The following is a 25,482-nucleotide window of genomic DNA, read 5'->3' on the forward strand; positions in this document are numbered from 1 at the left end:
AACGGCCAACCCGCCCACTCCGAACGCCTCACCCCAGAACTGATCATCCGCGCCTCCACCGACCCCGGATGACCGGGGTCAGCTGCCTCTCGTGGCCGTGTAGTCCTTGACGGTCATCGAGTCGTGCAGGCGCACACCCTTGGAGTTGAGGTGCGCCGCCGCGCGGCTGACTCCGGCGGGCAGGGCGGATACCAGCCGTACGCCCTGCGTCAGGGCCCAGAGGCCGGCGCGGGAGCCCGGGATGAGGCTCTTGGCCGCGGTCAGGGCGAACCTGCGGCTGCCCTGGACGAGATCCATGATCGCGTGCTCGTACGCGGGGAAGGCGCGTTCGTGGTCGCCTCGCGCCTCGGCCAGTTCGCCCGCGAGCACGTACGCGCCGAGGACGGCCAGGCTCGTGCTGCCACCGACGGCGGGCCCGGGGCAGTAGCCGGCGTCGCCCGCGAGCGTCACCCGCCCCCGCGACCAGGTGTCCATGCGGAGCTGGGTGATCGAGTCGAAGTAGAACGCCGGTGTGTCGTCGAGCAGGGCGAGCCAGCCGTCCACGTCGGCGTGCATCCCGGCGAACGCCTCGCGCAGGATCTCCTTCTGCCGCCGTGCGTCGTGATGGTGGTAGTCCAGTTCGCGGGCGCTCCGGAACAGGAAGCTCACCCGCGCGTCGTCCAGCTGCCGCGCGCCGTACATGCCGGCCATCCGGCCGACGTCGATGTGCCCGATCGACTCCCCGTCGAGATCCCGGTCGTTGGGCGCCGACATCACGGCCAGGTAGGCACCGATGAACCTGCTGAACCGGGACTCCTCGCCGAAGACCAGGCGCCGCACGTTGGAGTGGAGCCCGTCCGCGCCGATCACCAGGTCGAAGCGCCGCGGCGCGCCGTTCTCGAAGGTCACCTCGCCGTCGTCCGAGATGGAGGTGATGGAGTCGCCGAAGACGTACTCGGCGTCGTCGCGGGTGGCGTCGTAGTAGATCTCGCTCAGGTCGTCCCGCATGATCTCGACGTGCCGGTCGGAGGTGGCCTGGAACACCTTGGTGAGGTCCACGGTCACCGGCCGCCGGGCGCCCGGCCGGTGGACGGTCATCCGGTCCGTGCCGGTCTTCATCTCCTCGATGCGGGATATCACGCCCATCTTCTCGGAGATGTCCATGGCGGGTCTGAACAGGTCGACGGCGTGGCCGCCCGCCTTGCGCAGGCGGGGCGCGCGCTCGACCACCGTGACGGTGAAGCCGTACCTGGTCAGCCAGTAGGCCAGCACCGGCCCGGTGATGCTGGCGCCGGACACGAGGATGCGCATGAGACTCCTTACTTAACGATAGGTAAGGAGCCGCATCGTAGCTTACCTATCGTTAAGTCAGCTAGTGTGAGATCCGTGCCCAAGCCGTCCGACACCAAGCAGCGCATCCAGATGGTCGCGCGGGAGCTGTTCGCCGAGAAGGGCGTGCAGAAGACCAGCCTGCAGGAGATCGCGAACCGGCTCGGCATCACCAAACCGGCGCTGTACTACCACTTCGCCTCACGCGAGGACCTGGTGCGCAGCATCGTGCAACCGCTGATCGACGACGGCGAGGCGTTCGTCTCGCAGCAGGAGGCGCTGGACGAGGTGGAGCCGCGGGCTCTGCTCGAGGGCTACTTCGACTTCCACCACCGGCACCGCGACGGCATCGTGTTCGTCCTGACGGAGCTGACCACGCTGACCGAACTCGGCCTGACCGAGACGGTGCTGACCTGGCGCGAGCGGCTCGCGACCCTGCTGTTCGGCCCCGAGCCCACGCTCGACCAGGCGACCCGGGCCGCGCTGGCCCTGGGCGGGCTCCAGGACTGCACGATCCAGTTCCCGCACGTGCCGACCGAACCACTGCGCAAGGCCACCGTCGACGCCGCCTGCGCCGCACTCGGGCTCTGCGAGGACGGTCTGGCCGGGTGACCGCCGATCCGCCTGGTCAGGACGACACGCCGGCCGGGCCGGGCCACACGTACGGCAGGTCGGCGGGGACCCCGGGAAAGAGAGGGCCGTAGTAAGCCGGGTCCTTGCGCACCAGGGCCGACTGGTGGCTGCGGTGGAACTCCGGATCGCCCAGCCAGCGGGGCAGAGCGCCGGCCCGGCCGAGCGCGGCCTGGCTCCGGGGCGCGTCGAGATCGAACGTCGCGCGCAGCTCCGCCACCAGCGCGGCGGCGCACGTGTCACGCCGGCCCGCGCGGCACCACTGGCGGCAGATCTCCAGGCCGTAGCGGGTCAGCGCCTCCTCACAACCCGCCCACATCCGCACCGCCGGATGATGCCGCCAGCCGTAGCCCGGCACGGTTAGACCGCGCAACACCTGCAACGCCTCGACCCGCTGCTTGCCCAGCCGCCGCTGGTCGAGCACCCGAGCGCTGGCGGCGAAGCCGGCATACGGCAGAAATGTCTGCACGGCGCCTCCTGTCCCCATGGCGCCGGACACGCTCGGCGACGCAGAAGACGCGACGAAGACGTACGCCGCGCAGGCGACTCCGGCACCGACCACGCGCCCCCGACGGAACGCCGCCCGCCCCCGGCCGGCGGGCCGATCCTGTCCTCCGGCCAGGCTATCGTCCGACGCATACGGAACCGCCCAGGTCATCCGGCCGGGGCGACCCAAGCCGTCGGAAGGGAGCGCCGGTGAGCGCGATCTCAGGTAGGGCGGGGCGGTGAGTGAGGAGTCTCTGGAGGGCCTGCTGCGTCGCCTCGCGCCGCAGGTGCTCGGGGCGCTCATGCGGCGGCACGGGGCGCTGGATCCCTGTGAGGACGCCGCGCAGGAGGCGCTGCTCGCCGCCGCCACCCAGTGGCCGCAGGACGGTGTTCCGGACAATCCGTACGGCTGGCTGGTCACCGTCGCCACGCGGCGGCTCGTCGACTGGGTGCGCAGCGACAGCGCCCGGCGCCGGCGCGAGGACGCCGACCTGTTCACCACGCCGCCGTCGATGCGCGTCGCCCCGCCCGCCGACGAGCCGCCGGCGGGCCGGGACGACTCGCTCACGCTGCTGTTCCTGTGCTGCCACCCGGCGCTCTCCCCGCCCTCGCAGATCGCGCTCACCCTGCGCGCGGTCGGCGGTCTGACCACGGCCGAGATCGCCCGGGCGTTCCTCGTGCCCGAGGCGACGATGGCGCAGCGCATCAGCCGCGCCAAGCAGACCATCCGCAAGGCCGGGGCGACCTTCTCCCTGCCCCCGCCGAACGAGCGCGAGGAGCGGCTGCGGGCGGTGCTGCACGCGCTCTACCTCATGCTCACCGAGGGGCACACCACGACCGCCGGGCCGGTGTTGCAACGGCACGACCTCACCGGCGACGCCCTGCGCCTGACCCGCCTGCTGCACCGGCTGCTGCCGGACCACGGCGAGGTGGCGGGGCTGCTGGCGCTGATCCTGCTCACCGAGGCGCGCCGCGACGCGCGTACCCGCGAGGACGGTTCGCTGATCCCGCTGGCCGAGCAGGACCGCGGCGGGTGGGACCGCGCGCTCATCGAGGAGGGCGTCGCGATCGTCACCGCGGCGCTGTCGGGCGACGACCGGCTCGGGCCGTACCAGATCCAGGCGGCGATCGCCGCGGTGCACGACGAGGCCCCGAGCGCCGAGGAGACGGACTGGCCGCAGATCGTCGCGCTGTTCCGCCTGCTGGAGGGCATCGCACCGGGGCCGATGGTGACGTTGAACCGGGCCGTCGCCGTCGCGATGGTGGACGGGCCGGAGGCCGGGTTGAAGATCGTGGACCCGCTGGAGGCGGACGAGCGGATGGCCCGGCACCACCGGCTCCATGCCGTACGCGGCCACCTGCTGGAACGGGCCGGCCGGCCGGACGAGGCCCGCGAGAGCTACCGCACGGCCGCGCGGTACGCGGAGAGCGCGCCGGAGAAGCGTTACCTCCAGGACCGCGCGGAGGCCGTCACCAGCGGTTGAGCAGAAATGTCGGACTCCGTCCGTACGGTGGTGGGTCGGGGAACCGAGGTGAGGGGCCACCGTGACGACCGACGCCGCCATCCGACCGCGCCGTGCCGAGCTGGCCGGCTTCCTCAAGACTCGCCGGGCCCGGCTGAGCCCCGAGGAGGTCGGCCTGCCGCCGGCACCTCGCCGCCGCACACCGGGGCTGCGGCGCGAGGAGGTCGCGATGCTCGCCGGCGTCGGCGTCACGTGGTACACCTGGCTCGAGCAGGGCCGCCCGATCAACGCGAGCGGCCAGGTGCTCGACGCCGTGGCCCGCACGCTGCGGCTCGACCGGGCCGAGCGGGAGCATCTCTACCGCCTCGCCGAGGCCACCCCGCTGCGCGCCTGGGACGCCGCGACCGCCGTCTCCGACGCGGTGCGCGGCGTCCTCCACGGCCTCGACCCGATGCCCGCCACGCTGATCAACAGCCGCTTCGACATCATCGAGTCCAACACCGCGCACCTCTCCCTGTTCGCCGAGTGGCACGCCCTGCCGTGCGTCCACAAGAACCTCCTGTGGTGCTGCGTGACCGAGCCGCGGGCACGCGAGTGGTTCCTCGACTACGAGCGGGAGATCCCCTATCTCGTAGCGCGGCTGCGCTCGTCGTACGGCCGGCACATCGGCGACCCGTCGTGGGAGGAGGACCTCCGCCGTCTCCGGGAGATCAGCCCGGAATTCGCCGAGCTGTGGTCCCGGCACGAGGTGGCCGAGCCGAGGGATCGCGTGCTGCGGTTCCGGCACCCGGCCGCGGGCGAGCTGACCTTCAACCGGACCGAGCTGACCTTTCCGGCCGCCGCCGGTCTGTCCATCGCCGTCTACACGCCGCGGGACGGATCCACCCGCGAACGCCTCCGCCTCACGCGCACACCCGGCTAAGCCCCCATATAGAGCTTTCAACCGGGGGACGTCACGAGGTCGTGACTGAGCCGCCCGCCGCCACGGGCAACCTGCCGACCAGCGCGTTACTTCGGCAGCGCGGGCCGCCGATATGCGGATGGTGAAGGGCGACCGTGCGGGACACCGAGACCGGTGGCGCCACCGGCTCCTGACGAGGCAGCGTCGCCCCGTCCGCGTACCGCGCCGATCGTTCTGTCACACCCGCTCACAGGTCCGTGTCACCCAGTCGCATTTTCTGGGAGTAGCATACGATTTAGTAGTTGACTTTCAAAAGATGGCGAGGTGTCACGATGGCCTCAGGGATGCGGCGTTGGTGGGCGGTCGGGGCGATGGTGCTCGCGGTGCTGGCGGTCGGGTTCGACGTGACGATCCTCAGCCTGGCGCTGCCGGCCCTCGCGACCGGGCTCGATGCCTCCACCTCCGAGCTCCAGTGGTTCGTCGCCGCGTACACCCTGGTGTTCGCCGCCGCGATGATCCCCGGAGGCATGCTCGGCGACCGGTTCGGCCGTAAGAAGATGCTGGTCACCGCGCTGGTCGTGTTCGGCGTCAGTTCCCTGGCGGCGGCGTACGCCCCGTCGGCCGGAGCGTTCATCGCCGCGCGGGCCGTGCTGGGGCTCGGCGGCGCGGTGATCCTGCCGATGGTGCTCGGTGTCGTGCCGACGCTGTTCGACGCTCGCGAGCGGCGGCGGGCGATCGCCATGGTCATGACGGCGGCCATGGTCGGCTATCCGGTCGGGCCGATCCTCGGCGGCTGGCTGCTCGGCCACTTCTGGTGGGGGTCGGTCTTCCTCATCAACGTGCCCGTCGTCGTGCTGGCGGTGGCCGCCGTCCTCGCGTGGCTGCCCGAGTCGCGTGCGGCGCGGGCGCGGCGGCTCGACCTGCCCGGCATCGCGACCTCCAGCGTCGCCCTCGCCGCTCTCACGTACGGCGTGATCCAGGCCGGGCAGTACGGCTGGGGCGACGTGACGTCCGTCGTGCCGCTCGCCGGAGGCGTCGTGCTCATCGCCGTCTTCGTGCTGTGCGAGCGCCGGACCGGCGAACCGCTGGTCGACCTCCGCCTATTCCGCGAGACGGGGTTCACGGTGGGCACGCTGCTCAGCACGGCGGTGAACTTCGTCATGTTCGGGGTCCTGTTCGCGGTGCCGCAGTACTTCCAGGCGGTCCTCGGCACCGACGCGATGGGCGGCGGCGTACGGCTCCTCCCGCTGATCGGCGGGATGCTGGCGAGCGCGGTGGTGGCCGACCGGTTCGCGGCGCGGGCGGGCGCGCGGGGCGCGGTCTGCCTCGGGTTCGCGCTGCTGGCCGGCGCCATGTTCGGCGGAGCCACGACGGCCGCGGACAGCGGGTTCGGCCTGGCCGCCGCCTGGACGACCGTCGCGGGTCTCGGGCTCGGCTTCGTGATGCCGGTCGCCATGGACGCCGCCATCGGCACGCTGGACGAGGAGCGGAGCGGTGTGGGGTCGGCGCTCATCCAGGCCGTGCGCATGGTCGGCGGCAGCCTCGGCGCGGCGATCCTGGGTTCGGTCCTCAACGCCGGTTACCGCGGGCGCCTGGACCTCACCGGGCTCGCCCCGTCCGCGGCGCGGGCCGTACGCGAGGGCGTCTACGGCGGTCTGGAGGTGGCGCACCGCACCGGGCGGGAGGCGCTCGCCGGGCAGGTACGCGCGGCGTACACGCACGGCATGGACCTGTTGCTCGTCGTCTCCGCCGTCCTCGGCCTGCTCTGCGCGCTGGGCGCCCTGCTCCTGCCGTCGCGGCGTGCCGGTCGGGTTGGGCCGGCCGGCTCCGAACGGCCACAATCGGACCATGAGGCAGCCGTCTGAGTCCACGGGGCTACGGGAACGCAAGAAGGCACGGACCCGGGCCACGATCCAGGAGCACGCCCTGCGCCTGTTCCTCGCGCAGGGCTATGACGCCACCACCGTGGAGCAGATCGCCGAGGCGGCCGAGGTCTCCCCCAGCACGGTCTTCCGCTACTTCCCGACCAAGGAAGACCTGGTCATCACCGACGACTACGACCCGGTGCTGATCGCCGCCTTCGCCGCCCAGCCGGCCGGGCTGAGCCCGATCCAGGTGCTGCGGAACGCCATACGAATGACGTTGGACGACATGCCGGCCGCCGAGCTCGCCTTCCACCGCGAACGCATGATGCTCGCGATCTCCGTACCGGCGCTCTGGGGCGCCAGTCTCCGCAACGTCACCGACGCCCTGCGGTTGCTGACCGAGATGGTGGCCGCGCGGGAGGAGCTCCCGGTGGACGACGCGGCGGTCCGTACGTTCAGCGGCGCGGTGCTGGGCGTGTTCATCGACATCATGCTCCGCTGGCCGCGGGATCCGGACATGGATCTCGGCGCCACGATCGACCGCGCGCTCGCCCACGTCGAGGCCGGCCTGCCGTTTCCGCCGAAGAACGGTTGACGCGGAAACGGGCCCGGCGCCGTGGCGCCGGGCCCGTTTCCGTGTGCGTGTCTCAGAAGGCTCCGGTGCCGTTCGGCGTGCCGAGGCCGGTCGGGCCGTCCCAGCCGGCCCGCGCGGTGCAGAGCTGCGCGGTCGAGCAGGAGCCGTTGGACCCGGACGTCACGTCGAACAGGGCGTCCTTGTGGGCGTACGGCGTGTTGTTGTCGACGTCGGAGGCGTTGCCGGCGAGACCGTACACGCCGCCGATGATCGGCGCGGCGACGCTGGTGCCGCCGAAGACCATCCAGCCGCTCTGGCCCTGGTAGGCGGTGCTGTCGTAGACGGCGACGCCGGTGGCCGGGTCGGCCACGGCGGAGACGTCGGCGACGGCGCGCCCGGAGCAGCCGGTGTCGGCGTCCGCCTGGCCCGACAGCGCTGGGTTCTGGTCCGAGCAGCCGCTGCCCGCGCCGTCCCAGACGGTCTCGTCCCAGCCGCGGCTGTTGCTCGCCTTCTTCAGCGAGGTGCCGCCGACCGCCGTGACGTACTGCGAGGAGGCCGGGTACTCCACGCCGTAGCCCGAGTCACCGGAGCTGACCGTCATCGCGACGCCGGGGTGGTTGTAGTACGAGCCGTAGTCGTCGTCGGAGGCGTCCGAGCCGCCGTAGCTGTTGCTGACGACGTTCGCGAGCCCGGCGGCCGTGTTCACCGCCGTGCCGAGGTCGGCGAAGGACGCGGAGTCCGCCTCGACCAGGACGATCTTGCAGTTCGGGCAGACCGCGGAGACCATGTCCAGGTCCAGGGAGATCTCCTGCGCCCAGCCGCCATCCGTCTTCGGGTAGGACGTGCCGCCGTTCTGGTCGACCTTCTTGAAGCAGCCGTTCGCGGTCGTGCAGGCCGGCAGGCCGTACTGGCTGCGGTAGACACCGAGGTCGGCCTCTGCGGTCGGGGCGTCGTAGGCGTCGACGATCGCGACCGTCTGGCCCGAACCGGCGCTGGAGGACGGCAGCTTGTACGCGCCCTGCAGGTCGGCCGGGGCGAGCCCGGACGGGGCCGCGGCCTTCTCCCGCAGCGACCTGGCGCTCATGGCGATGTCGCTGCGGACGAGCGCCGTGCAGCTCGCCCGTCCCTTGTGCACGGTGGCGCACGCGTGGTGGTAGGGCACCGCCGCCTGGGCCGGTGCGGTGAGGAAGGGGACCAGGGCGAGGATCAGTCCGCCCAGCACGGTCCCGGTGATGCGTCGTCGCATGTGCTCTCCTTCTCAAGAGCGAGCGGGGGGTACGACGCGACGATCTTTACACGATCCTTACCAAGGACAACAGGGACGAATTACGGATTAGTGCTGTCAACATCCCCCTCGTCTAAAGAGAACGGCCGTACGCGGCTCTCCGGAAAGAGCCACGTACGGCCTGGTCAAACCGACTGTCAGAAGCCTCCGGTCCCATTGGGCGTGCCGAGCCCGGTGGGCCCGTCGTAACCGGTTCCGGCCGTGCACAGGTAGGTGCCGCCGCAGCTTCCGTTCGAGCCGGAGGTGACGTCGAACAGCGACGAGGTGTGCGCGTAGGGATACGACCCGTACGTCGTCGAGCCGGTGTTGCCCGCCAGCGCGTACACGCTCGCGACGATCGGCGACGATGCGCTCGTGCCACCGACGGCGGCCCAGCCGTCCAGGCCCTGGGCGAGCCCGAGCGAGATCAGCAGGTCGCAGAAGGAGCTGGTCCCGCAGCTGTTGTAGGTGTCGTAGACGCCCACGCCGGTGGCCGGGTCGGCCACCGCCGAGACGTCGGCGACCGTGCGCTTGGCGCAGGCGGTGTCGTGCTGCCACGACGGCTTGGGCTCGTACGCCGAGCAGCCCGACCCCGCACCCGACCAGGCCGTCTCGGTCCAGCCGCGGCTGTTGCTCGCCTTCTTCAGCGTCGTGCCGCCCACCGCGGTGACGTACTGCGACGAGGCGGGCCAGCTGACGCCGTAGCCGGAGTCACCGGAGCTCGCCGTGACGGCGATGCCGGGGTGGTTGAAGTGGGCGTCCGCGGCGAGGATCGTCGAGTCCTCCGCGCCGCCGTAGCTGTTGGAGATGGCCACGACGCCGCTCGTGGCGGCGGCGGTGTCCACCGCGGCGCCGAGCGACGCGTCGGTCGGCTCGTCGGCCTCGACCAGCAGGATGTGGCAGCCGGGGCAGATCGCCGAGACCATGTCCAGGTCGAGGCTGATCTCCTCCGCCCAGCCGTAGTCGGCGGCGGGCAGCGGCGAGGCCTGGCCGTTCTGGTTGACCTTCTTGAAGCAGCCGTTGGCGGTCGTGCAGGCGGGCAGCCCGAGCTGGGACCGGTAGTGGGCGAGGTCGGCCTCGGCGTTGGGGTCGTCCTGCGCGTCCACGATCGCGACCGTACGGCCGGCGCCGCTCAGGCCGGCCACCTTGTACGCCGACTGAAGGTCGGCCGGGAGCAGCCCGGTCGGGCTGGTGACGGTCAGCGGCGCGATCCTTCCGTTGCTCGCGCGGTGCGCCCGGATGCGTCCGAAGCAGTGCAGTCGCCCGGCGCCCGTCGCCGTGGCGCACCCGAACCCGACGCTGAGCTTCGACGTGCTCGTGGCGGCGTCGGCAGAGGAGACGGAGGACAGAGTAAGGGCCGTTGTGATCATGACCGTGAGGACGACGGCGAGTCTTCGGGGGTGCAAATCCGACCTCCTGGACAGGGACTGGTCTCTATCCCGAACGCGGAATACCGCGTCACGGTCAATAGCCGTAAAGCCCTTGAGCAAGCCGAAACTAACCCATACACGCGGAAGGTCCTACGGCTTGGCCGGAAGCGGAAAGTTCCGGCGCGGACACGGGCGGCGACGCCCCCGTACGGTCCACTCGCGAGGAATCCTCGGTCGCTCACGTAATCCGGTAGGGCGTATCGCGACTTCTCGACGTATGGCCCCGAGAAGAAAGGAGGTGGCGTGGACGAGCGAGAGGCCCGATTCACCCGCCTCTATGAGACGTACTACCGCAACGTCTTCGGCTACGTCGTCCTGCGGGTCGCGCCCCAGGCCGCCGAAGACGTGACCGGCGAGGTGTTCGCGATCGCGTGGCGAAAGATCGATGAGGTTCCCGAGCGTGCCCTGCCGTGGTTGCTGGGCGTGGCGAAGAACCTCGCCCGCCGGTCGCACGGCGCGGCCGGCCACCAGCGCGGCCTGGTCGACCGGCTGGCCGGCCTGACCACCGACGCCGACCGGCACGCCTGGGACGCCGCGGACCACGTCGTGGCCCGCGACCAGGCGCTCGCCGCCCTGCGCGCGCTGTCCCCCAAGGAGGTCGAGGCGGTGACGCTGACCGCCTGGTACGGGCTCGAGCCCGCCGAGGCGGCCAAGGTCGCCGGCTGCTCACGCACCGCCTTCACCGTCCGGCTGCACCGTGGCCGCCGCCGGCTGGCCAGGGCACTCGACGCGTCCCCCGACCCCGCCACGGAGGCACCCGCTCCGCGTTCCCGAGTCATTCAGGAGAAGCCGTGAAGCACGACGAACTCGACCGGGTGGTCAACGCCCTGCGGCCCGCGACGGTCGACGAACTCGCCGACGCCGCCTACGAACGGCGCCCCGACGCGGCGCTGGTCCGCGCGCGCGCCGGCACGTCCGCCCCGAGCCCGCATCCGGCACGGAGACGGCGGCCGGCCTACGCGCTCGGCGCGACCGCGGTGGCGGCGGCCGCGGCGGTACTGGTCGCGGGCTCGCTGTCCGGCGGTCACGGTGGTGCCCGCAACGGACCGAACGGCACGGGCGGTGCCCGTACGTTCCTGCTGGCCAGCGCGGAGACGGCCGCCAGGCAGCCCGCCACCCACGGGACCTGCTGGTACTCCCGTACCCGCATGTGGCAGGACCTGGTGCCCTTCAAGCTCGGCCCCGGCGTCCCGACTCCCAAGGTGGAGCGCCGCCGCACGTTCCAGGCACGGACCGCGAGCAGCACCGAGGACTGGAGGTGCACCCTGCCGGGCGGGACCGGCATGCGGTTCCGTACACACCTGCCGCTGGACGTCCGGGTCACCTTCCCCACCAAGAAGGACGAGGCGGCCTGGAAGGCCGCGGGCTCTCCGCCACTCGACGTCAACGGCGGCACGACGGCCACCAAGCCGCACACGGTCACGTACGACAAGGGCTCCCACCTGGTGAACCCCGAGATCGGCTCCCACGAGATCGAGTGGCGTACCGTGCCGAAGCTGCCGGCGACCAAGAGCGGCCTGGAGGCCTACCTGCGGAGGCTGTGGCAGCAGGACCGCGAGGGCGGCGCGCACGGCTACACGGCCCCCGCCGACTTCGGCCAGTACGTCTTCGTCAGCGCCTGGGACCTGTTCATGGCCCCGACCACCCCCGGCACACGCGCGGCCCTCTACCGGATCCTCGCGGACTCCTCCTCCGTCCACCTCACCGGCCGGATCCGCGACCGTGAGGGCAGGTCCGGCGTGGGAATCACCGCCCAGGGAACGGACGTACGGCTCGTGGTGGATCCGGCGACCGGCCGGCTCCTCGACTACGAGCAGCTGCCCGACCTCGCGCGGGGGGCCGCCGGCGAGTACCTGGCCTTCGAACGCCAGGGCTGGGTGGACCGGATCGGCACCGTTCCCTCCTCCTGAGAAGCGATGGCGGCGGGCGCGCACCGCGACTCGATGGCGCGCCCGCCGTCTACGGGTTCGCCCGGAAGAACCGCCCGGCGAAGCGCTCCGCCAGGCGGAAGGGATCGTCGCCGCCGAGGCGGGCCAGCCGTCGCATCGCCGCGGGTGACAGGCGGGACAGGGCGTACGCGCCCCACGCGCCCGCGGTGACCGGCACCAGCGGGCGGTCGCGTTCGATGGCCCGCACGATCGCCCTCGCGACGGTCTCCGGGCCCGGCGCCCAGCGGCCCGCGAGGCGCCCGGCCAGCTCTCCCCGGCGCGTCCCCTCCGCCGGGTCGACGCCCGCGTAACGGGCCGCGCGGTAGATGCCGGTCGCGATGAACCCGGGGCACACCGCGCTGACGCCCACGCCCGTGCCGGACAGCTCGGCCCGCAGGCTCTCGCTGAGCATCAGCACGCCGGCCTTCGTCGCGCCGTACGCCGGCAGGACCCGCGTCGGTGTGTACGCCGCCGCGGAGGCGACGTTGACGATGTGCCCGCGCCCGCGTTCGAGCAGTTGCGGGCCGAAGAACAGGCACCCGTGCACGACGCCCATGAGGTTGACGTCGACGATCCGCCGCCAGTCCGCGACCGTGTGGTCGAAGAACGATCCGCCGATGCCGATGCCCGCGTTGTTGACGAGGACGGCCGGCGGGCCGTGCTCCTCGCGCACCCACACCGCGAACCGCTCCATCGCCGCCGCGTCGCTCACGTCGACCCGGTACGGGACGCCCACCTCGGCGGCGCGCTCCTCGTCCACGTCGGCGCAGATCACGGTGAGCCCGCGGGCGCCCAGGGCCAGCGCCGTCGCCCGTCCGATACCGCTCGCCGCCCCGGTGACGACCGCCACGACTGCCATGCCGTCGATCGTACCGAGCGGGCGATATTCCCTATATTGCAGGTTGACTTTGTCGGATTACTCGCTCACGATGGGCGCGTGAGTACAGGTCAGCTCCTCGTGACGCGCCCGCACGTCGATCTCCGGCGGCAGGCCAGCGCACTCTGTGCGCCGTCCTCCTGATCCCCGCAGCCAACGATCCTCGGCTTCCGGAGCGCCTTCCGCTCCGCACAACTCACGCTCAAAGGGTTCTGTCTCTCATGTCCTCACCTGCCCTCGGCCTCGGGCCGGCCCGGCGGGCCGTCCGAGAACGCGTCCGCGTTCCGCGGTCGCCCGGCCTCCAACGGCTCATCAGCCCGATCGTCCTTCTCCTCCTCTGGCAGGCCGCCAGTTCCTCCGGCCTGCTGCCCGAACGCCTCATCGCCGCGCCCGTGAAGATCGTCCGTACCGCGGTCGACCTGACCACCGACGGCACCCTCCCGAACGCGATCGGGGTGTCGCTCCAGCGAGTCGTCGAAGGCTTCGTGATCGGGACGGTGGCCGCGGTAGCGCTGGCCCTGGCCGCCGGCCTCAGCCGCGTCGGCGAGAACGCCATCGACCCGCCCATGCAGATGCTGCGCGCGCTGCCGTTCTACGGGCTCATCCCGCTGTTCATCCTCTGGTTCGGGATCGGCGAGACGCCCAAGGTCGCGCTCGTCGCGCTCGGCGTCGCGTTCCCGCTCTACCTCAACACCTACGCCGGCATCAGGGGCGCCGACGGCCGGCTCATCGAGGCGGGGCGGACGCTGCGGCTCGGCCGCACCGCGCTCGTCCGGCACGTCATCCTGCCGGGCGCGCTCCCCCAGACGCTGGTCGGGCTGCGGCAGAGCCTCGGCGTCGCCTGGCTCGCGCTGATCGTCGCCGAGCAGGTCAACGCCGACGCGGGCCTCGGCTACATGATCAACGACGCCCGCGAGTTCATGCGCACGGACGTGATCGTCGTGGGGCTGGTCATCTACAGCTCCCTCGGGCTGCTCACCGACGCCCTCGTACGCCTCATCGAGAGAAGGGCACTGGCATGGCGACGCGCCTTCCAACCCGCGTAGCGACCGAGCACGAAGCACCCGGGCACACCGCGCGGGTCCGCGGGCTCAGCCGCGCCTTCGGCGGACGCACCGTCCTCGACCGGCTCGACCTGGACATCGAGCGCGGGGAGTTCGTCGCGCTGCTCGGCCGCAGCGGCTCGGGCAAGTCGACGCTCCTTCGCGCGCTGGCCGGCCTCGACCGGGACACCACCGGCCAGCTCGCCGTCGACGGCACCGTGGCGGTGGCCTTCCAGGAGCCGCGCCTCCTGCCGTGGAAACGGGTGATCGACAACGTCGCCCTCGGCCTGCCGCCCGGCGGCCGGGCACGGGCCCGCGACGCGTTGGACGAGGTCGGCCTCACCGCCCGCGCCGACGCGTGGCCGCTCACCCTGTCCGGCGGCGAGGCGCAGCGCGCCTCCCTGGCCCGCGCCCTGGTGCGCGAGCCCGGCCTGCTGCTGCTCGACGAGCCGTTCAGCGCGCTCGACGCCCTGACCCGCATCACCATGCACCGGCTCGTCCTCGACCTGTGGGACCGCCACGCGCGCGACACCAGCGTGCTGCTGGTCACCCACGACGTGGACGAGGCGCTGCTCCTGGCCGACCGGGTCCTCGTACTCGGCGAGGGACGCATCGCGCACGAGTCACGGATCGAGGCCGAGCGGCCGCGCCGGATCACCGACCTGACCGCTCTGCGCGCCCGGCTGCTCGGGCAGCTCGGCGTCGAGGAGGGGACCCGATGAGACGGTTGCTTCCCCTGCTCGGCGCGTTCCTCGTCCTCGTGGGCTGCGGCGGTACGGACGGCGCCGAGAACGCCGCGATCCGCAAGGACGGCTCGGTCGACCTGAGCAAGGTGACGCTGCACGTCGGCGACCAGAAGGCGGGGTCGCAGGCGCTGCTCCAGGCCGCCGGCGGGCTCACCGGCGTCAAGTACCGGATCGCCTGGTCGCCGTTCACGTCCGGACCGCCGCTGCTCGAGGCCGCGAACGCCGGCGCCATCGACATCGGCGCCGTCGGCAACACTCCGCCGATCTTCGCCGCCGCCGCCGGATCCAAGATCAAGATCGTCGCGGCGGGCGCCCAGAACCTCGCGGCGCAGGCGATCCTGGTGCCGAAGAACTCCCCGATCCGTACCATCGCGGACCTCCGGGGCAAGAAGATCGCACTGGCCAAGGGCAGCTCCGCGCACGCGCTCCTGCTCGGCGTGCTGAAGAAGGCCGGCATCGCCTTCGGCGACGTCCGGCCGGAGTACCTCCAGCCCGCCGACGCCCTCTCGGCGTTCAGCGGCGGCAAGGTCGACGCCTGGTCCATCTGGGACCCCTACACCGCGCAGGCCCAGGCCCGGACCGGCGCCCGCATCCTGGTCTGGGGCAACGGGTTCGGCACCAACTACAACTTCAACGTCGCGGCCGCCAAGGCGCTGAAGGACAAGGCCAAGGTCGCGGCGATCCACGACTATCTGAGCCGTCTCGAACGCGCCACCCTGTGGGCCTCCACCCACCCGGACGAGTGGGCCAAGACGTGGTCGGCGCAGATCGGCCTGCCCCTGGCGGTCGCCAAGGTCGCCGCGCACCGGCGGATCACCAAGCCCGTGCCGGTCGACGACACCATGATCGCCGGCGAGCAGCCGCTCGCCGACGCCTTCGCCGACGCCAAGCTCATCCCCGGCCGCTTGAAGATCGCCGACTTCGTCGACCGGCGCTTCAACGACATCGTTCCCGGAGGCTCGTCATGACGACTTTTCACTGGTTCCTTCCTACGGGTGGTGACGGCCGCAACCTCGTCGGCGGGGGGCACGGCGCCGCGCGGCGCGGGGTGCAGCGGCCGCCGGACATCGAGTACCTCGCGCAGATCGCCCGCTCGGCCGAGCAGCTCGGCTTCGAGGGCGTGCTCACGCCCACCGGCACCCAGTGCGAGGACGCCTGGCTCACCACCGCCGCGCTCACCCGCGAGACCGAACGCCTGAAGTTCCTCGTGGCCTTCCGCCCCGGCGTGCTGTCGCCCACGCTCGCCGCGCAGATGGCGGCGACCTACCAGCGCCTGTCGCGCGGGAGGCTGCTGCTCAACATCGTCACCGGCGGCGAGACGGCCGAGCAGGCGCGCTTCGGCGACCACCTCTCCCACGACGAGCGGTACGCCCGTACGGATGAGTTCCTGGCCATCCTGCGCGGCGCGTGGAGCGGACGGCCGTACGACTTGGGCGGCGACTACTACGACGTGGAGGGCGCGACGGTCTCCAGGCCGCCGGACCCGCTGCCCCGGCTGTACTTCGGCGGATCCTCGGCGGCGGCCGGGCCGGTCGCCGCCCGGCACGTGGACGTCTACCTGACCTGGGGCGAGCCGCCCGTCCAGGTGAAACGCAAGATCGAGTGGATCCGCGAGCTCGCCGCTCGCGAGGGCCGTGAGATCAGGTTCGGCATCCGGTTGCACGTCGTGACCCGCGACTCGGCCAAGGAGGCGTGGCGGGCGGCGGAACGGCTGCTGGACGAGCTAGATCCGGCCGAGGTCGCCGCCGCCCAGGAGGGCCTGGCGCGCAGCGAGTCGGTCGGCCAGGCGCGGATGCGCGCGCTGCACGAGGAGTACCGGACCGGCGGGTCCGCCCACGACCTGGAGATCTACCCGAACCTGTGGGCCGGCGTCGGGCTGGTGCGCGGCGGCGCGGGCACCGCGCTCGTCGGCAGCCACGCCCAGGTGGCCGAGCGCATCGCGGAGTACGCCTCGCTCGGGCTGGAGGAGTTCATCCTGTCCGGCTACCCGCACCTGGAGGAGGCGTACTGGTTCGGCGAGGGCGTGCTGCCGGAGCTGGGCCGCCTCGGCCTGCTGAAGGAGGCCGCGTGAGATCGTCCCCGCTCGCACCCGCCGCGTCAGGCCGTACCGGTGCCGGCCGGGAAGGCGGGACCGCGTGAGCGCCCCGGGGCCGGCCCGGCACGGCGGAGGCGTCGTCGCGCTGGTCGGGAACCCGCGCCCGGCGTCGCGTACGCACGAGGTCGCCGTACGTGCGGCGCGCGCCCTCGCGCCGGGCACGACGCCCGAGGTCATCGACCTGACCGCGCTCGCCCCGGTCCTGCTGGGCCCCGCGCCCTCGGCCGCGGTCGAGGACGCCGTCGAGCGCGCCGGTTCGGCCGGGCTCCTGGTCGTGGCGAGCCCGACGTACAAGGGCACGTACACCGGCCTGCTCAAGGCGTTCCTCGACCGGGTGCGCTCGCTCGCCGGGGTCACCGCGGTTCCGCTGCTCGTGATGGGCTCCCCGCGCCACGCGCTCGCCGTCGAGGTGCACCTGCGCCCGCTCCTGGTCGAGCTCGGCGCGACCGTGCCCACCCCCGGCCTCGCGGTCGTCGAGTCGGACCTGGGACGCATCGACGAGCTCCTAGCGGAATGGGCGGCCGCGCTGCGGATACCGGGGGCGGTATGGGCTCGCGATTGAGTCAGACCCCGATCGTGGACGCGGGGCGGTTCCGCCGCGCGCTCGGCCGGCACGCCGCCGGGGTGGTCGTGGTGACGGGCCCGGGCCCGGTCGGGATGACGGCCACCTCGCTGACCTCGGTCAGCCTCGACCCGCCGCTGGTGTCGTTCTGCGTGAACCGCGACTCGGCCACCTGGCCGGACCTGCGCCAGGCGCCGTACTTCGCGGTCAACGTGCTCGGGAGCGGCCAGGCCGCGCTCGCGGCGCGGTTCGCCGGGCGTGGCATCGACCGGTTCGCGGCCCCGACGCGCTGGCGCGCGGGCCCGTACGACGTGCCGATCCTGTCCGGAGTGACGGCCCACCTCGTCTGCGAGCCGTACGACACCATCGCGCTGGGCGACCACTGGCTCGTCGTCGGCCTCGCCGTGGGCTCCGAACTCGGCGATTCGGGTGAACCGCTCCTGTACCACCATGGTCGGTATGGGCGCTTCGATCCGCATACGTAAGCAGTACGAGTGAAAGAGTCGTCACGGTGAGTCGTTGGCTCTAAGCTATGGTCACTGCCGGAGCCCGCCGGGGTGGAGCCCATGGAGACCTGGTTCGCCGAACGATCCGTTGGGCAGATGCTGCCCGGAGACCACGCCTGGTTCTCCTACTCCAGCCAGGAGGAGCAGGACCACGTCATCGGCACCTTCCTACGCGACGGGCTCCTGACGGCGGACAAGGTCATCTACGTGGCCGACGCCGACCCGCACGAGCTTCCCGGCCTGCGCCGGGGTGACGGCCTCGACCTCGACGGCTACGTCCGCACCGGACAGCTCACCGTCCTCCCCCGCGCGGAGACCTGTCTGACGGCCGGGGTCCTCGACCCCGGCCGGATGGCCGCCTCGTTCGAAGACGCGCTGGCCAGTGCGGCGCGCGACCGGTTCCGCGGCGTCCGCATCACCGCCGACATGACCTGGGCGATCCGGCAGCGCAGCGGCCGCATGCGCGTGCTCGACTGCGAGGCCGGCGTCGACGCGGCCATCGCCCCCAGCACCACCGCGATGGCGATCTGCCAGGTCGACCGGCGCTCCTGCACACGTGACGAGCTCGCCGCACTCAAAGAGACACACGAGGTTCTCGTGGGCGCCGATCCGGAATTCGACGATGGAGTCCTCACCATCACCCGCATGTTCGCGCCGCGCGGGCTCCGCCTGAAGGGTGAGCTCGACGGCGCGCGGCACACGGTGTTCGCCGAGGCCCTGCACGCCGTGACGGCCCAGGGCGGCGACATCCACCTCAACCTTCGCGACCTGCGCTTCATCGACCTGGGCGCGCTGAACATGATGGCCGGCGCGGCGATCCGCATGGCCAGCCGCGGCAGCCTGACCCTCGACGAGCCGCCACCCGACCTCACCGAGGTCGTCCGGCTCGTGGGCGGGCCGATGCTTCCCTGGCTGAAGATCGGCACGGGTGAGCGGCCATGACCGAGCGAAGCGAGGGAATCAAAGACGCGCCCCTGTGGTCACGCCCTCCGACGAAGGAGGGCCCATGACGAGGTTCACCCACCGGGCCATGATCTACGCCGACGAGCGGACCTTCCTCGACGCCGCGGCCCCGTTTCTCCGCGACGGGCTGGCCGCCGACGAGGTGGTGCTCGCCGTCGCGCCCGGCTCCTCCCTCGACCTTCTGCGCGAGGCCCTCGGCGCCTCGGGCGTGCAGTTCCGCGACGCCGTGCACTGGTACTCCCAGCCGACGCGCACCATCGCGGCGTACAGCGCCGTCATCGACCAGAACCCCGGCCGGCGCATCCGCGTCCTCGCCGAGCCCGGCTGGGCGGGCGGCTCACCGGCCGAGATCGCCGAGTGGGTCCGCTACGAGTCGATCGTCAACCAGGCGTTCGCGCAGATCGGCGCGTCCGTGCTGTGCCTGTACGACGCACGCACCACGGCCGCCGAGGTGCTCCACGGCGCGCTGCGCACCCACCCGGAGCTGCTCGGCGAGTCCGGCCCGCACGCCAACGAGGCCTACGCCGAGCCCGCCACGATCTACGCCGAGATCGACCGGCGGCCGCTGCCGCCCGTCCCCCCGGACGCGCAGGAGATGCCGGTCGACGACATCGACCTGCGGCGCCTGCGCGCCTTCGTCGGTGACCACGCCGAGCGCCACGGCATCTCCTCCGCCCGCCTGCACGACCTGCTCGTGGCGACGACGGAGGTCGCCACGAACGCGATCCGGCACGGCCTGCCCCCGGTCACCTGCCGCACGTGGACGGACGACGGCGACGTGGTGGTCGACGTGACGGACGGCGGCCACTGGCAGCCGGAGGGCCTGCCGGGTTTTCTGCCGCCGGACCCGTTGGTCCGCGCGGGCTTCGGCCTGTGGGGAGTCCGCATGCTGTGCCCGCTGGTCCAGCTGCGTACGGGCCCGGACGGCACCGACGTCCGCCTGCGCGTCCGCACCCGCTGAGTGCCGGCCCGGCGAGCAGCCGTGCGCGCGGAGGCGTCTAGATGTGGGCGCAGAGCATCTCCGCCCGTCCCCCGACCGCCTTCTGCAGGCGCTTGGCGGTACGCGCGGTGTCCGGCGTGACGTCCCACCGCCGGTTGTCGGAGACGGACGCGAGCTTGACGCCCGTGCCGCAGACGGCCTTCATCACCTGCTTGAAGACCTGCTCCGACGGATAGACCTCGATGTTGACCTGCTCGCCGTTGACCGTGCAGGTCACCTTCTTGCCTCCCGCCACTTCGGCCGGGCGGGGCTTCGCACAGCCCAGACCGGCATTCTTGATCTTCTGGGCGATCTGCATGGGCGTCGTGTAGCCGGTCTTCGCGGCACCGGCCGCGGCGGACTGGGTCTCGGCCGGTTGCGCCGGGGCGCCGGAGCCGCCGCCGTGCGGGTCGCCGGAGGACGAGCCACCGCAGCCCGCGACGAGGATCGGCAGGGCGAGGAGGAACGCCGTCCGGCGCATGATCAGTTTGAGCACGGTGTATTGACGTGCGGAGCGCCGTCGTGGTTGTCATTCCTCGACGTCACGACGGCGCCCGGCGCTCCGAGCCGGCGGGAGGCCGGGGGCAGGGTCAGGCGAGCAGGCGTTCGGCCAGGGCGCGGAACGCCTTGCCGCGGTGGCTGATGGCGTCCTTCTCCTCCGGGGAGAGCTCCGCGGTCGTACGGGTCTCGTCGTCCGGGACGAAGATCGGGTCGTAGCCGAAGCCGTGCGTGCCGCGGCGTTCGCCGATGAGGTGGCCGGACAGCTGGCCTTCGACCGTGTCCTCCTCGCCCGACGGCCAGGCGACGGCGGCCACGCAGACGAAGCGGGCGCCCCGCAGCTCCGGCGCGACGTCCGACAGCTGCCCCAGCAGCAGGTCGATGTTGGCCTCGTCGTCGCCGTGCCGGCCCGACCAGCGGGCGGAGAAGACCCCCGGCATGCCGTTCAGCGCGTCGACGCACAGACCGGAGTCGTCGGCGACGGCGGGCAGACCGGTGTGCGCGGCGATCGCCCGCGCTTTGAGCAGGGCGTTGCCCTGGAACGTCAGCTCGGTCTCCGGGACGTCGGGCGCGTCCGGGTACTCGTCGAGGCCGACCACGTCGACGCCGTCGAGGATCCGGCGCAGTTCGACGATCTTGCCCTGGTTACGGGTGGCGAGGACGACCTTCACGACGCCAGGACCTCCTGCTGGATGCGGGTGAGCTCGGCGCAGCCGCCGGCCGCCAGGTCGAGCAGCGTGTCGAGCTCCGTACGGTCGAAGGGCTGGCCCTCGGCCGTGCCCTGGACCTCGACGAAGCGGCCGTCGCCGGTGCAGACGACGTTCATGTCGGTCTCGGCCCTGACGTCCTCTTCGTAGCACAGGTCGAGGCGGGGCTCGCCGTCGATGATGCCGACGCTCACCGCGGCGACGGAACCGACGAGCGGACTGGACTTGAGCATCTTGCGGTCGCGCATCCAGGCGACCGCGTCGGCCAGGGCGACGTACGCCCCGGTGATCGCGGCCGTGCGGGTGCCGCCGTCGGCCTCCAGCACGTCGCAGTCGAGCAGGATGGTGTTCTCGCCGAGCGCCTTGAAGTCGACGCAGGCCCGCAGCGACCGGCCGACGAGCCGGGAGATCTCGTGCGTACGGCCGCCGATCTTCCCCTTGACCGACTCGCGGTCGTTGCGCGTCGTGGTGGCGCGCGGCAGCATCGCGTACTCGGCGGTGACCCAGCCGAGTCCGGAGTCGCGGCGCCAGCGGGGCACCGAGCCCTGCACCGTGGCGGCGCACAGGACACGGGTGCCGCCGAACTCCACGAGGACCGAGCCCTCCGCGTGGGTGAGCCATCCGCGACGGATGGTGACGGGGCGGAGCTGGTCGGCTGAACGATCGTCGGGACGAGCCATGTCGTTCACCCTATCGAGACCGGACCGCCGGTCGCGGCGGCCCGGCGCGATCTCCGGCACCCGTCTCGGAGCCCCCCGCCGCGCGGTGGGACGGCAGGGGCGTCGGGTCGGAGCCTAAAGCTCGTAAACGGCTCCTTGGCTGGCCAGTTCGATGTGACCTCGGTATCCGCTGGACTTCGCCTCGGCCAGGGTGTGGCCGGGGTCGTTCCACGGGACGAGGTGGGTGAGGACGAGCCGCCCGGCGTCCGCCCGCGTGGCGTACACACCCGCCTGCCGGGCGGTGAGGTGCAGGTCGTCCGGCAGCCCCTCCCGCTCGACGAAGGACGCCTCGGCGAGCAGCAGGTCGACGCCGCTCGCCAGGTCCACGAGCGCCTCGCACTCGCCGGTGTCGCCGGTGTAGGCGAGCGCCGCGCCCCCGTGCTCCACGCGGAAGCCGTACGCCTCGACCGGATGGTTCATCGTGGCGGCCGTCACGATGAAGGGCCCGACCTCGAACGTCCCCGGCGCCAGGGTGCGGAAGTCGAACGCCTCCGACATGCCCGGCTCGGGGTCCAGGTCGTACGCGCGCGCCATCCGCTCGGCCACTCCGTCCGGCCCGTAGACCGGGATGCGTGGTTTCAGGCCGTCCGGTGCGTACTTGCGCGCCACCCAGTAACCGCAGAGGTCCAGGCAGTGGTCCGCGTGCAGATGAGTGAACAGAATCGCATCGATGTCATAGAGGCCGATGTGGTTCTGCAGGGCGCCGAGGGCGCCGCTGCCGAGGTCGAGCAGCAGCGCGAAGCCGCCGGCCTGGACCAGATAGCACGAGGCCGGGCTGTCCGGCCCCGGAAAGCTCCCCGAACAGCCGATCACCGTAATCCGCACGTTGCCGGCCTCCTCACGTCGCCCGAAAGCAGGACGATCGGTTCCGCTGTCGCCTTCGTGCGTCATCCACCTGGATCGACGCTCCCCTCTCCAGTGTCCCGCGGGCCGTTCTCACGCCGAGAACGTGATGCCCACCGGTGCGGATTCGACAAGCCCGATCTCCGGGCCGAGGAAGCGGCGGCCGAGTGCGCCGAACGGCGCGGGATCCCCCGTCGCGAGGAACCGGTGGCTCGGTTCCGGGGAGCCCTCCGCTCTGGCCAGGCGGCGGTCGTGGAGTACCCGGTAGACGTCTTTGGCGGTCTCCTCGGCGCTGGAGACGAGGGTCACTCCGTCTCCGGCGACGTAGGAGATCACTCCGGTCAGCAAGGGATAATGCGTGCAACCGAGGATGAGCGTGTCACAGCCCGCTTCGACAATCGGTGCCAAATACTCTCGTGCGACGTCGAGTAGTTCGTCGCCCATGGTGATGCCCCGCTCCACGAACTCCACAAAACGCGGGCAGTCGACGCTTGTCAGTGTCACATGAGGCGCAGCGGCGAACGCATCGTCATAAGCGCGACTGGTCACCGTCGCATGAGTAGCGACCAATCCCACGTTTCCCGTACTCGTCGCGCTGACCGCCGCCCGCACCGCGGGCTGGATGACCTCGATCACCGGCACCTGATAACGCTCCCGCGCGTCGCGCAGCACCGCGGAGCTCGCGCTGTTGCAGGCGATCACGAGCATTTTCACGCCTTGTTCGACAAGGTGGTCCAGCACCTCGAGGGCGTTCGCGCGCACCTCGGCGATCGGCTTCGGCCCGTACGGGAAACGCGCCGTGTCCGCGACGTACAGGAGCGGCTCGTCCGGGAGCTGGTCGAGGATCGCGCGGGCGACGGTCAGCCCGCCGACGCCGCTGTCGAAGATTCCGATCGAAGCGTCAGACATGACCCCACAGGCTAGAGAACGCCGTGAGGAACACGGCATCAATGCGCTGCATGTCACACGGGTATTTCGACGACCTCACGACGACGCGCGCCCGGTCAGTGGCAGTTACGGCCCGCTCGGGCGGTCTGACGGGATCAGACCGCGGCCCGTACGGGAGGACGGCCGGGCACGGCCCCGTCCGACGGTCAGGCACGGCCCCGTCCAGCGGTCAGGCACAGCCACGTCCAGCAGCGGTCCCGTCCGGCAGCGGTCCCGTCCGGCGGCCGGGAGGGCCGCGGCGAGTGGAGCGCCGCTCGGGCCCGGGCATTCCATGATCGATAATTCCATGATCAATAATGGACCCCTCCGCGGAAATCGCTTGCCCGAATGCGCCATATTTCACATAGCGGAAATATCGCACGGCAGACACCGCCGGCCCGTACCGCCAAGGCGCCTTGTCCGGGTCCGGCCGCCACGCCCGCGGCGAGGGTTTTCCGGTCACCTCCTGCAGAAGGAAACGGGAAACCCACCCCGGCGACTCACTTTTCAGCGAGTCCTTCGACATGATTTGTCGCAGTGTTACCATCATTGACACTGCACGGGGGTCCGGAGTTCTTGCCACGAATCCACCACAGGGATGCGCCCCGCCGGGAGCGCCGAAACGCCCCGGGGGATTCCGTCGCCGTGGACTCCGGCTCGCCGGCCGCAGCCGCCCCTCCCCGCCGTGGATCACCGTCCCGGTCGCGACGACGCCGCGCCCAGCCCCACCGGCGTCCGGCCCGGCCCACCGGTCCGATCCCCGAACGAACTTTCCGGTACGCCCCGTTGATTCGGCAACGGGAAACGGAGGCCATTATGACGGAATCGCTGAAATTATTCGGTTCCGAGCTTCGGCGAATGCGAATGGAGGCCGGCCTCTCACTGGCACAGTTCGGTGAGCGCCTGCATTACAGCAAGGGCTATCTCAGCAAGATCGAGACCGGACGCAAATCACCTTCGGCGGAGTTGGCACGAATGTGCGACACCGAACTCCACGCCGACGGGGCGCTCCTTTCTCTTGTCGCCGAACGGCCGACCGAGGTCACGTCTTCCGAAATGCCGTCGCTCGAAATGGTCACCGACGATGGCGAGGTATGGCTGATGAATCTCGGGCCGGACGGGGCGGGCTGGTTCCGCCCGATCAGCCGACGGGACGCGCTCGCGGTGAGCGCGTCATCGATGGCTGGTCTCACCCTCAGCGCGCACGGCATCTCCGCGACCGCCAAGGAGCCGACGGCGCTCACGGCGTTCCGATCACTGTTCGACCACTACCGGACCCTCGGCCAGACGGCCAGCCCGGGCGTCGTGCTGCCGCCGGTCATCGCGCAGACCCGCATCCTGAGCGTCCTCGCGTCCGAGGCGCCGGCGGGCCACCGCGACGACCTGCTGACACTCGGGGCGCGCTTCGCCGAGTACGCCGGCTGGATGGCCCAGGAGTCCGGAGAGGAGAAGGCCGCTCTCTGGCTGACCGCCCGCGCGGTCAGCATGGCGGAGGCGGGCGACGACCACGACCTGGCGGTCTACGCGCTGATCCGCCGCGCCCTCGTGACGCTCTACCGCGGCGACGCCAGGCAGACCGTCGCGCTGGCGCGCCAGGCGCAGGCCCACTCGGAAACACCGCCCCGCATCCGCGGGCTGGCCGCGCAGCGCGAGGCCCAGGGCCACGCGCTCGCCGGCGACTACGACGCCTGCATGCGCAGCCTCGACCGGGCCCGCGAGCTCCTCGCCGCGCCCGCCGGGAGCACGGAAGCGCCGGTGCTCGGGTCGACGAACGTGCCCGACACCGTCATGACGGTCACCGGCTGGTGCCTCTACGAGCTGGGCCGGCCGAAGGAGGCGAGCGAGATCCTCGACGCCCAGGTCGCCCGCATCCGGCCCGAGGCGCTCCGCTCCCGCGCCAGGTACGGCGTGCGCCAGGCACTGGCGCACGCCGCCGCGGGCGAGATCGAGCACGCGTGCGCGCTGACGACGCGCCTCCTCGGCATCACCTCCGTCGTCAGCTCGGCGACGATCACCTCCGACCTGCGCCGCCTGGCCCGGACGCTGTCGCGCCGGCACTCGAATCCCACGGTGCGCGAGCTCTATCCCGCGCTCACCGCGGCGCTGGAGACCTCGGCGGTGTGAACACCACCCTGCGGGCGACCCACCAGAGACACGACTTCGGCCAG

At 71.8% G+C, this 25,482-nt stretch carries 27 protein-coding genes; 17 read left to right on the forward strand and 10 right to left on the reverse strand.

The window, feature by feature from the left end:
* Positions 1–78: 78 nt before the first annotated feature.
* Positions 79–1,290, reverse strand: a complete 1,212-nt coding sequence (locus tag ABEA10_RS33895; protein ID WP_345470953.1) for an FAD-dependent monooxygenase — start codon at positions 1,288–1,290, stop codon at positions 79–81.
* A 75-nt stretch (positions 1,291–1,365) separates the two neighbouring features.
* On the opposite strand from ABEA10_RS33895, the gene ABEA10_RS33900 reads away from it, so the two are divergent.
* Positions 1,366–1,920: a TetR/AcrR family transcriptional regulator gene (locus ABEA10_RS33900; RefSeq protein WP_345470955.1), complete on the forward strand. Its 555-nt coding sequence runs from the start codon at positions 1,366–1,368 to the stop codon at positions 1,918–1,920.
* Between the two features lie 16 nt (positions 1,921–1,936).
* Here the strand turns inward: ABEA10_RS33900 and ABEA10_RS33905 are convergent, their stop codons facing one another.
* On the reverse strand, positions 1,937–2,407 hold the full coding sequence (locus tag ABEA10_RS33905; protein WP_345470957.1) for an MSMEG_6728 family protein: 471 nt from the start codon (positions 2,405–2,407) through the stop codon (positions 1,937–1,939).
* A 256-nt stretch (positions 2,408–2,663) separates the two neighbouring features.
* Here ABEA10_RS33905 and ABEA10_RS33910 point away from each other — a divergent pair, with 256 nt between their 5' ends.
* The 4 genes from ABEA10_RS33910 (at position 2,664) to ABEA10_RS33925 (ending at position 7,248) form a co-directional block, all read left to right on the forward strand.
* Positions 2,664–3,908 carry an RNA polymerase sigma factor gene (locus ABEA10_RS33910; RefSeq protein ID WP_345470959.1) on the forward strand — a complete coding sequence of 415 codons (1,245 nt, stop codon included), beginning with the start codon at positions 2,664–2,666 and terminating at the stop codon, positions 3,906–3,908.
* Positions 3,909–3,969: 61 nt separating this feature from the next.
* On the forward strand, positions 3,970–4,809 hold the full coding sequence (locus ABEA10_RS33915; RefSeq protein WP_345470960.1) for a helix-turn-helix transcriptional regulator: 840 nt from the start codon (positions 3,970–3,972) through the stop codon (positions 4,807–4,809).
* 311 nt (positions 4,810–5,120) lie between these two features.
* On the forward strand, positions 5,121–6,653 hold the full coding sequence (locus tag ABEA10_RS33920) for a DHA2 family efflux MFS transporter permease subunit (protein ID WP_345470962.1): 1,533 nt from the start codon (positions 5,121–5,123) through the stop codon (positions 6,651–6,653).
* Positions 6,637–7,248, forward strand: a complete 612-nt coding sequence (locus ABEA10_RS33925) for a TetR/AcrR family transcriptional regulator (protein ID WP_345470964.1) — start codon at positions 6,637–6,639, stop codon at positions 7,246–7,248. Before ABEA10_RS33920 ends, ABEA10_RS33925 begins: the two co-directional genes overlap by 17 nt.
* A gap of 52 nt (positions 7,249–7,300) precedes the next feature.
* Here the strand turns inward: ABEA10_RS33925 and ABEA10_RS33930 are convergent, their stop codons facing one another.
* A complete protein-coding gene (locus tag ABEA10_RS33930) occupies positions 7,301–8,473 on the reverse strand; it encodes a S53 family peptidase (protein WP_345470966.1) in 1,173 nt (390 codons plus the stop codon).
* Positions 8,474–8,649: 176 nt separating this feature from the next.
* The gene (locus ABEA10_RS33935; RefSeq protein WP_345470968.1) at positions 8,650–9,897 is read right to left on the reverse strand and encodes a S53 family peptidase; all 1,248 of its coding nucleotides are present in this window, start codon (positions 9,895–9,897) and stop codon (positions 8,650–8,652) included.
* Between the two features lie 267 nt (positions 9,898–10,164).
* Here ABEA10_RS33935 and ABEA10_RS33940 point away from each other — a divergent pair, with 267 nt between their 5' ends.
* Together ABEA10_RS33940 and ABEA10_RS33945 are read left to right on the forward strand one after the other, a co-directional pair.
* Entirely contained in the window at positions 10,165–10,716 is a 552-nt protein-coding gene (locus ABEA10_RS33940) for an RNA polymerase sigma factor (protein ID WP_345470970.1), read from the forward strand.
* Entirely contained in the window at positions 10,713–11,831 is a 1,119-nt protein-coding gene (locus tag ABEA10_RS33945; RefSeq protein ID WP_345470972.1) for a CU044_5270 family protein, read from the forward strand. The genes ABEA10_RS33940 and ABEA10_RS33945 overlap by 4 nt, the downstream gene beginning before the upstream one ends.
* Before the next feature lie 49 nt (positions 11,832–11,880).
* On the opposite strand, the gene ABEA10_RS33950 is transcribed toward ABEA10_RS33945, so the two are convergent.
* Positions 11,881–12,708 (reverse strand): SDR family NAD(P)-dependent oxidoreductase, encoded by an 828-nt coding sequence (locus ABEA10_RS33950; protein ID WP_345470974.1) that lies wholly within the window; start codon positions 12,706–12,708, stop codon positions 11,881–11,883.
* Between the two features lie 78 nt (positions 12,709–12,786).
* Here ABEA10_RS33950 and ABEA10_RS51360 point away from each other — a divergent pair, with 78 nt between their 5' ends.
* From ABEA10_RS51360 to ABEA10_RS33990, 9 genes are all read left to right on the forward strand, one after another.
* Positions 12,787–12,870 (forward strand): putative leader peptide, encoded by an 84-nt coding sequence (locus ABEA10_RS51360; RefSeq protein WP_425551000.1) that lies wholly within the window; start codon positions 12,787–12,789, stop codon positions 12,868–12,870.
* A 77-nt stretch (positions 12,871–12,947) separates the two neighbouring features.
* On the forward strand, positions 12,948–13,772 hold the full coding sequence (locus tag ABEA10_RS33955) for an ABC transporter permease (protein ID WP_345470976.1): 825 nt from the start codon (positions 12,948–12,950) through the stop codon (positions 13,770–13,772).
* Positions 13,745–14,491: an ABC transporter ATP-binding protein gene (locus ABEA10_RS33960; protein ID WP_345470978.1), complete on the forward strand. Its 747-nt coding sequence runs from the start codon at positions 13,745–13,747 to the stop codon at positions 14,489–14,491. Before ABEA10_RS33955 ends, ABEA10_RS33960 begins: the two co-directional genes overlap by 28 nt.
* The gene (locus ABEA10_RS33965; protein ID WP_345470980.1) at positions 14,488–15,483 is read left to right on the forward strand and encodes an ABC transporter substrate-binding protein; all 996 of its coding nucleotides are present in this window, start codon (positions 14,488–14,490) and stop codon (positions 15,481–15,483) included. The genes ABEA10_RS33960 and ABEA10_RS33965 overlap by 4 nt, the downstream gene beginning before the upstream one ends.
* Positions 15,480–16,586, forward strand: coding sequence for an LLM class flavin-dependent oxidoreductase (locus tag ABEA10_RS33970; RefSeq protein ID WP_345470982.1), 1,107 nt, complete (start codon positions 15,480–15,482; stop codon positions 16,584–16,586). The genes ABEA10_RS33965 and ABEA10_RS33970 overlap by 4 nt, the downstream gene beginning before the upstream one ends.
* Before the next feature lie 64 nt (positions 16,587–16,650).
* On the forward strand, positions 16,651–17,172 hold the full coding sequence (locus ABEA10_RS33975; protein WP_345470984.1) for an NADPH-dependent FMN reductase: 522 nt from the start codon (positions 16,651–16,653) through the stop codon (positions 17,170–17,172).
* Positions 17,169–17,657 carry a flavin reductase family protein gene (locus tag ABEA10_RS33980; protein WP_345470985.1) on the forward strand — a complete coding sequence of 163 codons (489 nt, stop codon included), beginning with the start codon at positions 17,169–17,171 and terminating at the stop codon, positions 17,655–17,657. The genes ABEA10_RS33975 and ABEA10_RS33980 overlap by 4 nt, the downstream gene beginning before the upstream one ends.
* An 81-nt stretch (positions 17,658–17,738) precedes the next feature.
* Positions 17,739–18,620 (forward strand): MEDS domain-containing protein, encoded by an 882-nt coding sequence (locus ABEA10_RS33985; RefSeq protein WP_345470986.1) that lies wholly within the window; start codon positions 17,739–17,741, stop codon positions 18,618–18,620.
* A 64-nt stretch (positions 18,621–18,684) separates the two neighbouring features.
* Positions 18,685–19,602: an anti-sigma factor RsbA family regulatory protein gene (locus ABEA10_RS33990; RefSeq protein ID WP_345470988.1), complete on the forward strand. Its 918-nt coding sequence runs from the start codon at positions 18,685–18,687 to the stop codon at positions 19,600–19,602.
* Positions 19,603–19,639: 37 nt separating this feature from the next.
* Here ABEA10_RS33990 and ABEA10_RS33995 read toward each other — a convergent pair whose 3' ends face one another.
* The 5 genes from ABEA10_RS33995 to murI form a co-directional block, all read right to left on the reverse strand.
* Positions 19,640–20,116, reverse strand: a complete 477-nt coding sequence (locus ABEA10_RS33995) for a hypothetical protein (RefSeq protein ID WP_345470990.1) — start codon at positions 20,114–20,116, stop codon at positions 19,640–19,642.
* Between the two features lie 94 nt (positions 20,117–20,210).
* Positions 20,211–20,789 (reverse strand): RdgB/HAM1 family non-canonical purine NTP pyrophosphatase, encoded by a 579-nt coding sequence (gene rdgB, locus ABEA10_RS34000; RefSeq protein WP_345470991.1) that lies wholly within the window; start codon positions 20,787–20,789, stop codon positions 20,211–20,213.
* The gene (rph, locus tag ABEA10_RS34005; RefSeq protein WP_329253135.1) at positions 20,786–21,505 is read right to left on the reverse strand and encodes a ribonuclease PH; all 720 of its coding nucleotides are present in this window, start codon (positions 21,503–21,505) and stop codon (positions 20,786–20,788) included. Before rph ends, rdgB begins: the two co-directional genes overlap by 4 nt.
* A 114-nt stretch (positions 21,506–21,619) precedes the next feature.
* Positions 21,620–22,369, reverse strand: a complete 750-nt coding sequence (locus tag ABEA10_RS34010; protein ID WP_345470995.1) for an MBL fold metallo-hydrolase — start codon at positions 22,367–22,369, stop codon at positions 21,620–21,622.
* Between the two features lie 111 nt (positions 22,370–22,480).
* Complete coding sequence (gene murI, locus ABEA10_RS34015) at positions 22,481–23,335, reverse strand: glutamate racemase (RefSeq protein WP_425550996.1); 855 nt, start codon at positions 23,333–23,335, stop codon at positions 22,481–22,483.
* 795 nt (positions 23,336–24,130) lie between these two features.
* Between murI and ABEA10_RS34020 the strand changes: the two genes are divergently transcribed.
* Positions 24,131–25,438 (forward strand): helix-turn-helix domain-containing protein, encoded by a 1,308-nt coding sequence (locus ABEA10_RS34020; protein WP_345470997.1) that lies wholly within the window; start codon positions 24,131–24,133, stop codon positions 25,436–25,438.
* Positions 25,439–25,482: the final 44 nt, after the last annotated feature.

This window comes from Actinoallomurus oryzae (assembly GCF_039541955.1).
GTDB lineage: Bacteria > Actinomycetota > Actinomycetes > Streptosporangiales > Streptosporangiaceae > Actinoallomurus > Actinoallomurus oryzae.

Bases quoted from the DNA above. Each gene is read 5' to 3' on its own strand.
- ABEA10_RS33895 (WP_345470953.1), bottom strand. From the start codon at position 1,290: ATGCGCATCCTCGTGTCCGGCGCCAGCATCACCGGGCCGGTGCTGGCC.
- ABEA10_RS33920 (WP_345470962.1), top strand. From the start codon at position 5,121: ATGGCCTCAGGGATGCGGCGTTGGTGGGCGGTCGGGGCGATGGTGCTC.
- ABEA10_RS33925 (WP_345470964.1), top strand. From the start codon at position 6,637: ATGAGGCAGCCGTCTGAGTCCACGGGGCTACGGGAACGCAAGAAGGCA.
- ABEA10_RS33930 (WP_345470966.1), bottom strand. From the start codon at position 8,473: ATGCGACGACGCATCACCGGGACCGTGCTGGGCGGACTGATCCTCGCC.
- ABEA10_RS33950 (WP_345470974.1), bottom strand. From the start codon at position 12,708: ATGGCAGTCGTGGCGGTCGTCACCGGGGCGGCGAGCGGTATCGGACGG.
- ABEA10_RS33955 (WP_345470976.1), top strand. From the start codon at position 12,948: ATGTCCTCACCTGCCCTCGGCCTCGGGCCGGCCCGGCGGGCCGTCCGA.
- ABEA10_RS33960 (WP_345470978.1), top strand. From the start codon at position 13,745: ATGGCGACGCGCCTTCCAACCCGCGTAGCGACCGAGCACGAAGCACCC.
- ABEA10_RS33965 (WP_345470980.1), top strand. From the start codon at position 14,488: ATGAGACGGTTGCTTCCCCTGCTCGGCGCGTTCCTCGTCCTCGTGGGC.
- ABEA10_RS33970 (WP_345470982.1), top strand. From the start codon at position 15,480: ATGACGACTTTTCACTGGTTCCTTCCTACGGGTGGTGACGGCCGCAAC.
- ABEA10_RS33985 (WP_345470986.1), top strand. From the start codon at position 17,739: ATGGAGACCTGGTTCGCCGAACGATCCGTTGGGCAGATGCTGCCCGGA.
- ABEA10_RS33990 (WP_345470988.1), top strand. From the start codon at position 18,685: ATGACGAGGTTCACCCACCGGGCCATGATCTACGCCGACGAGCGGACC.
- rph (WP_329253135.1), bottom strand. From the start codon at position 21,505: ATGGCTCGTCCCGACGATCGTTCAGCCGACCAGCTCCGCCCCGTCACC.
- murI (WP_425550996.1), bottom strand. From the start codon at position 23,335: ATGCCGTGTTCCTCACGGCGTTCTCTAGCCTGTGGGGTCATGTCTGAC.
- ABEA10_RS34020 (WP_345470997.1), top strand. From the start codon at position 24,131: ATGACGGAATCGCTGAAATTATTCGGTTCCGAGCTTCGGCGAATGCGA.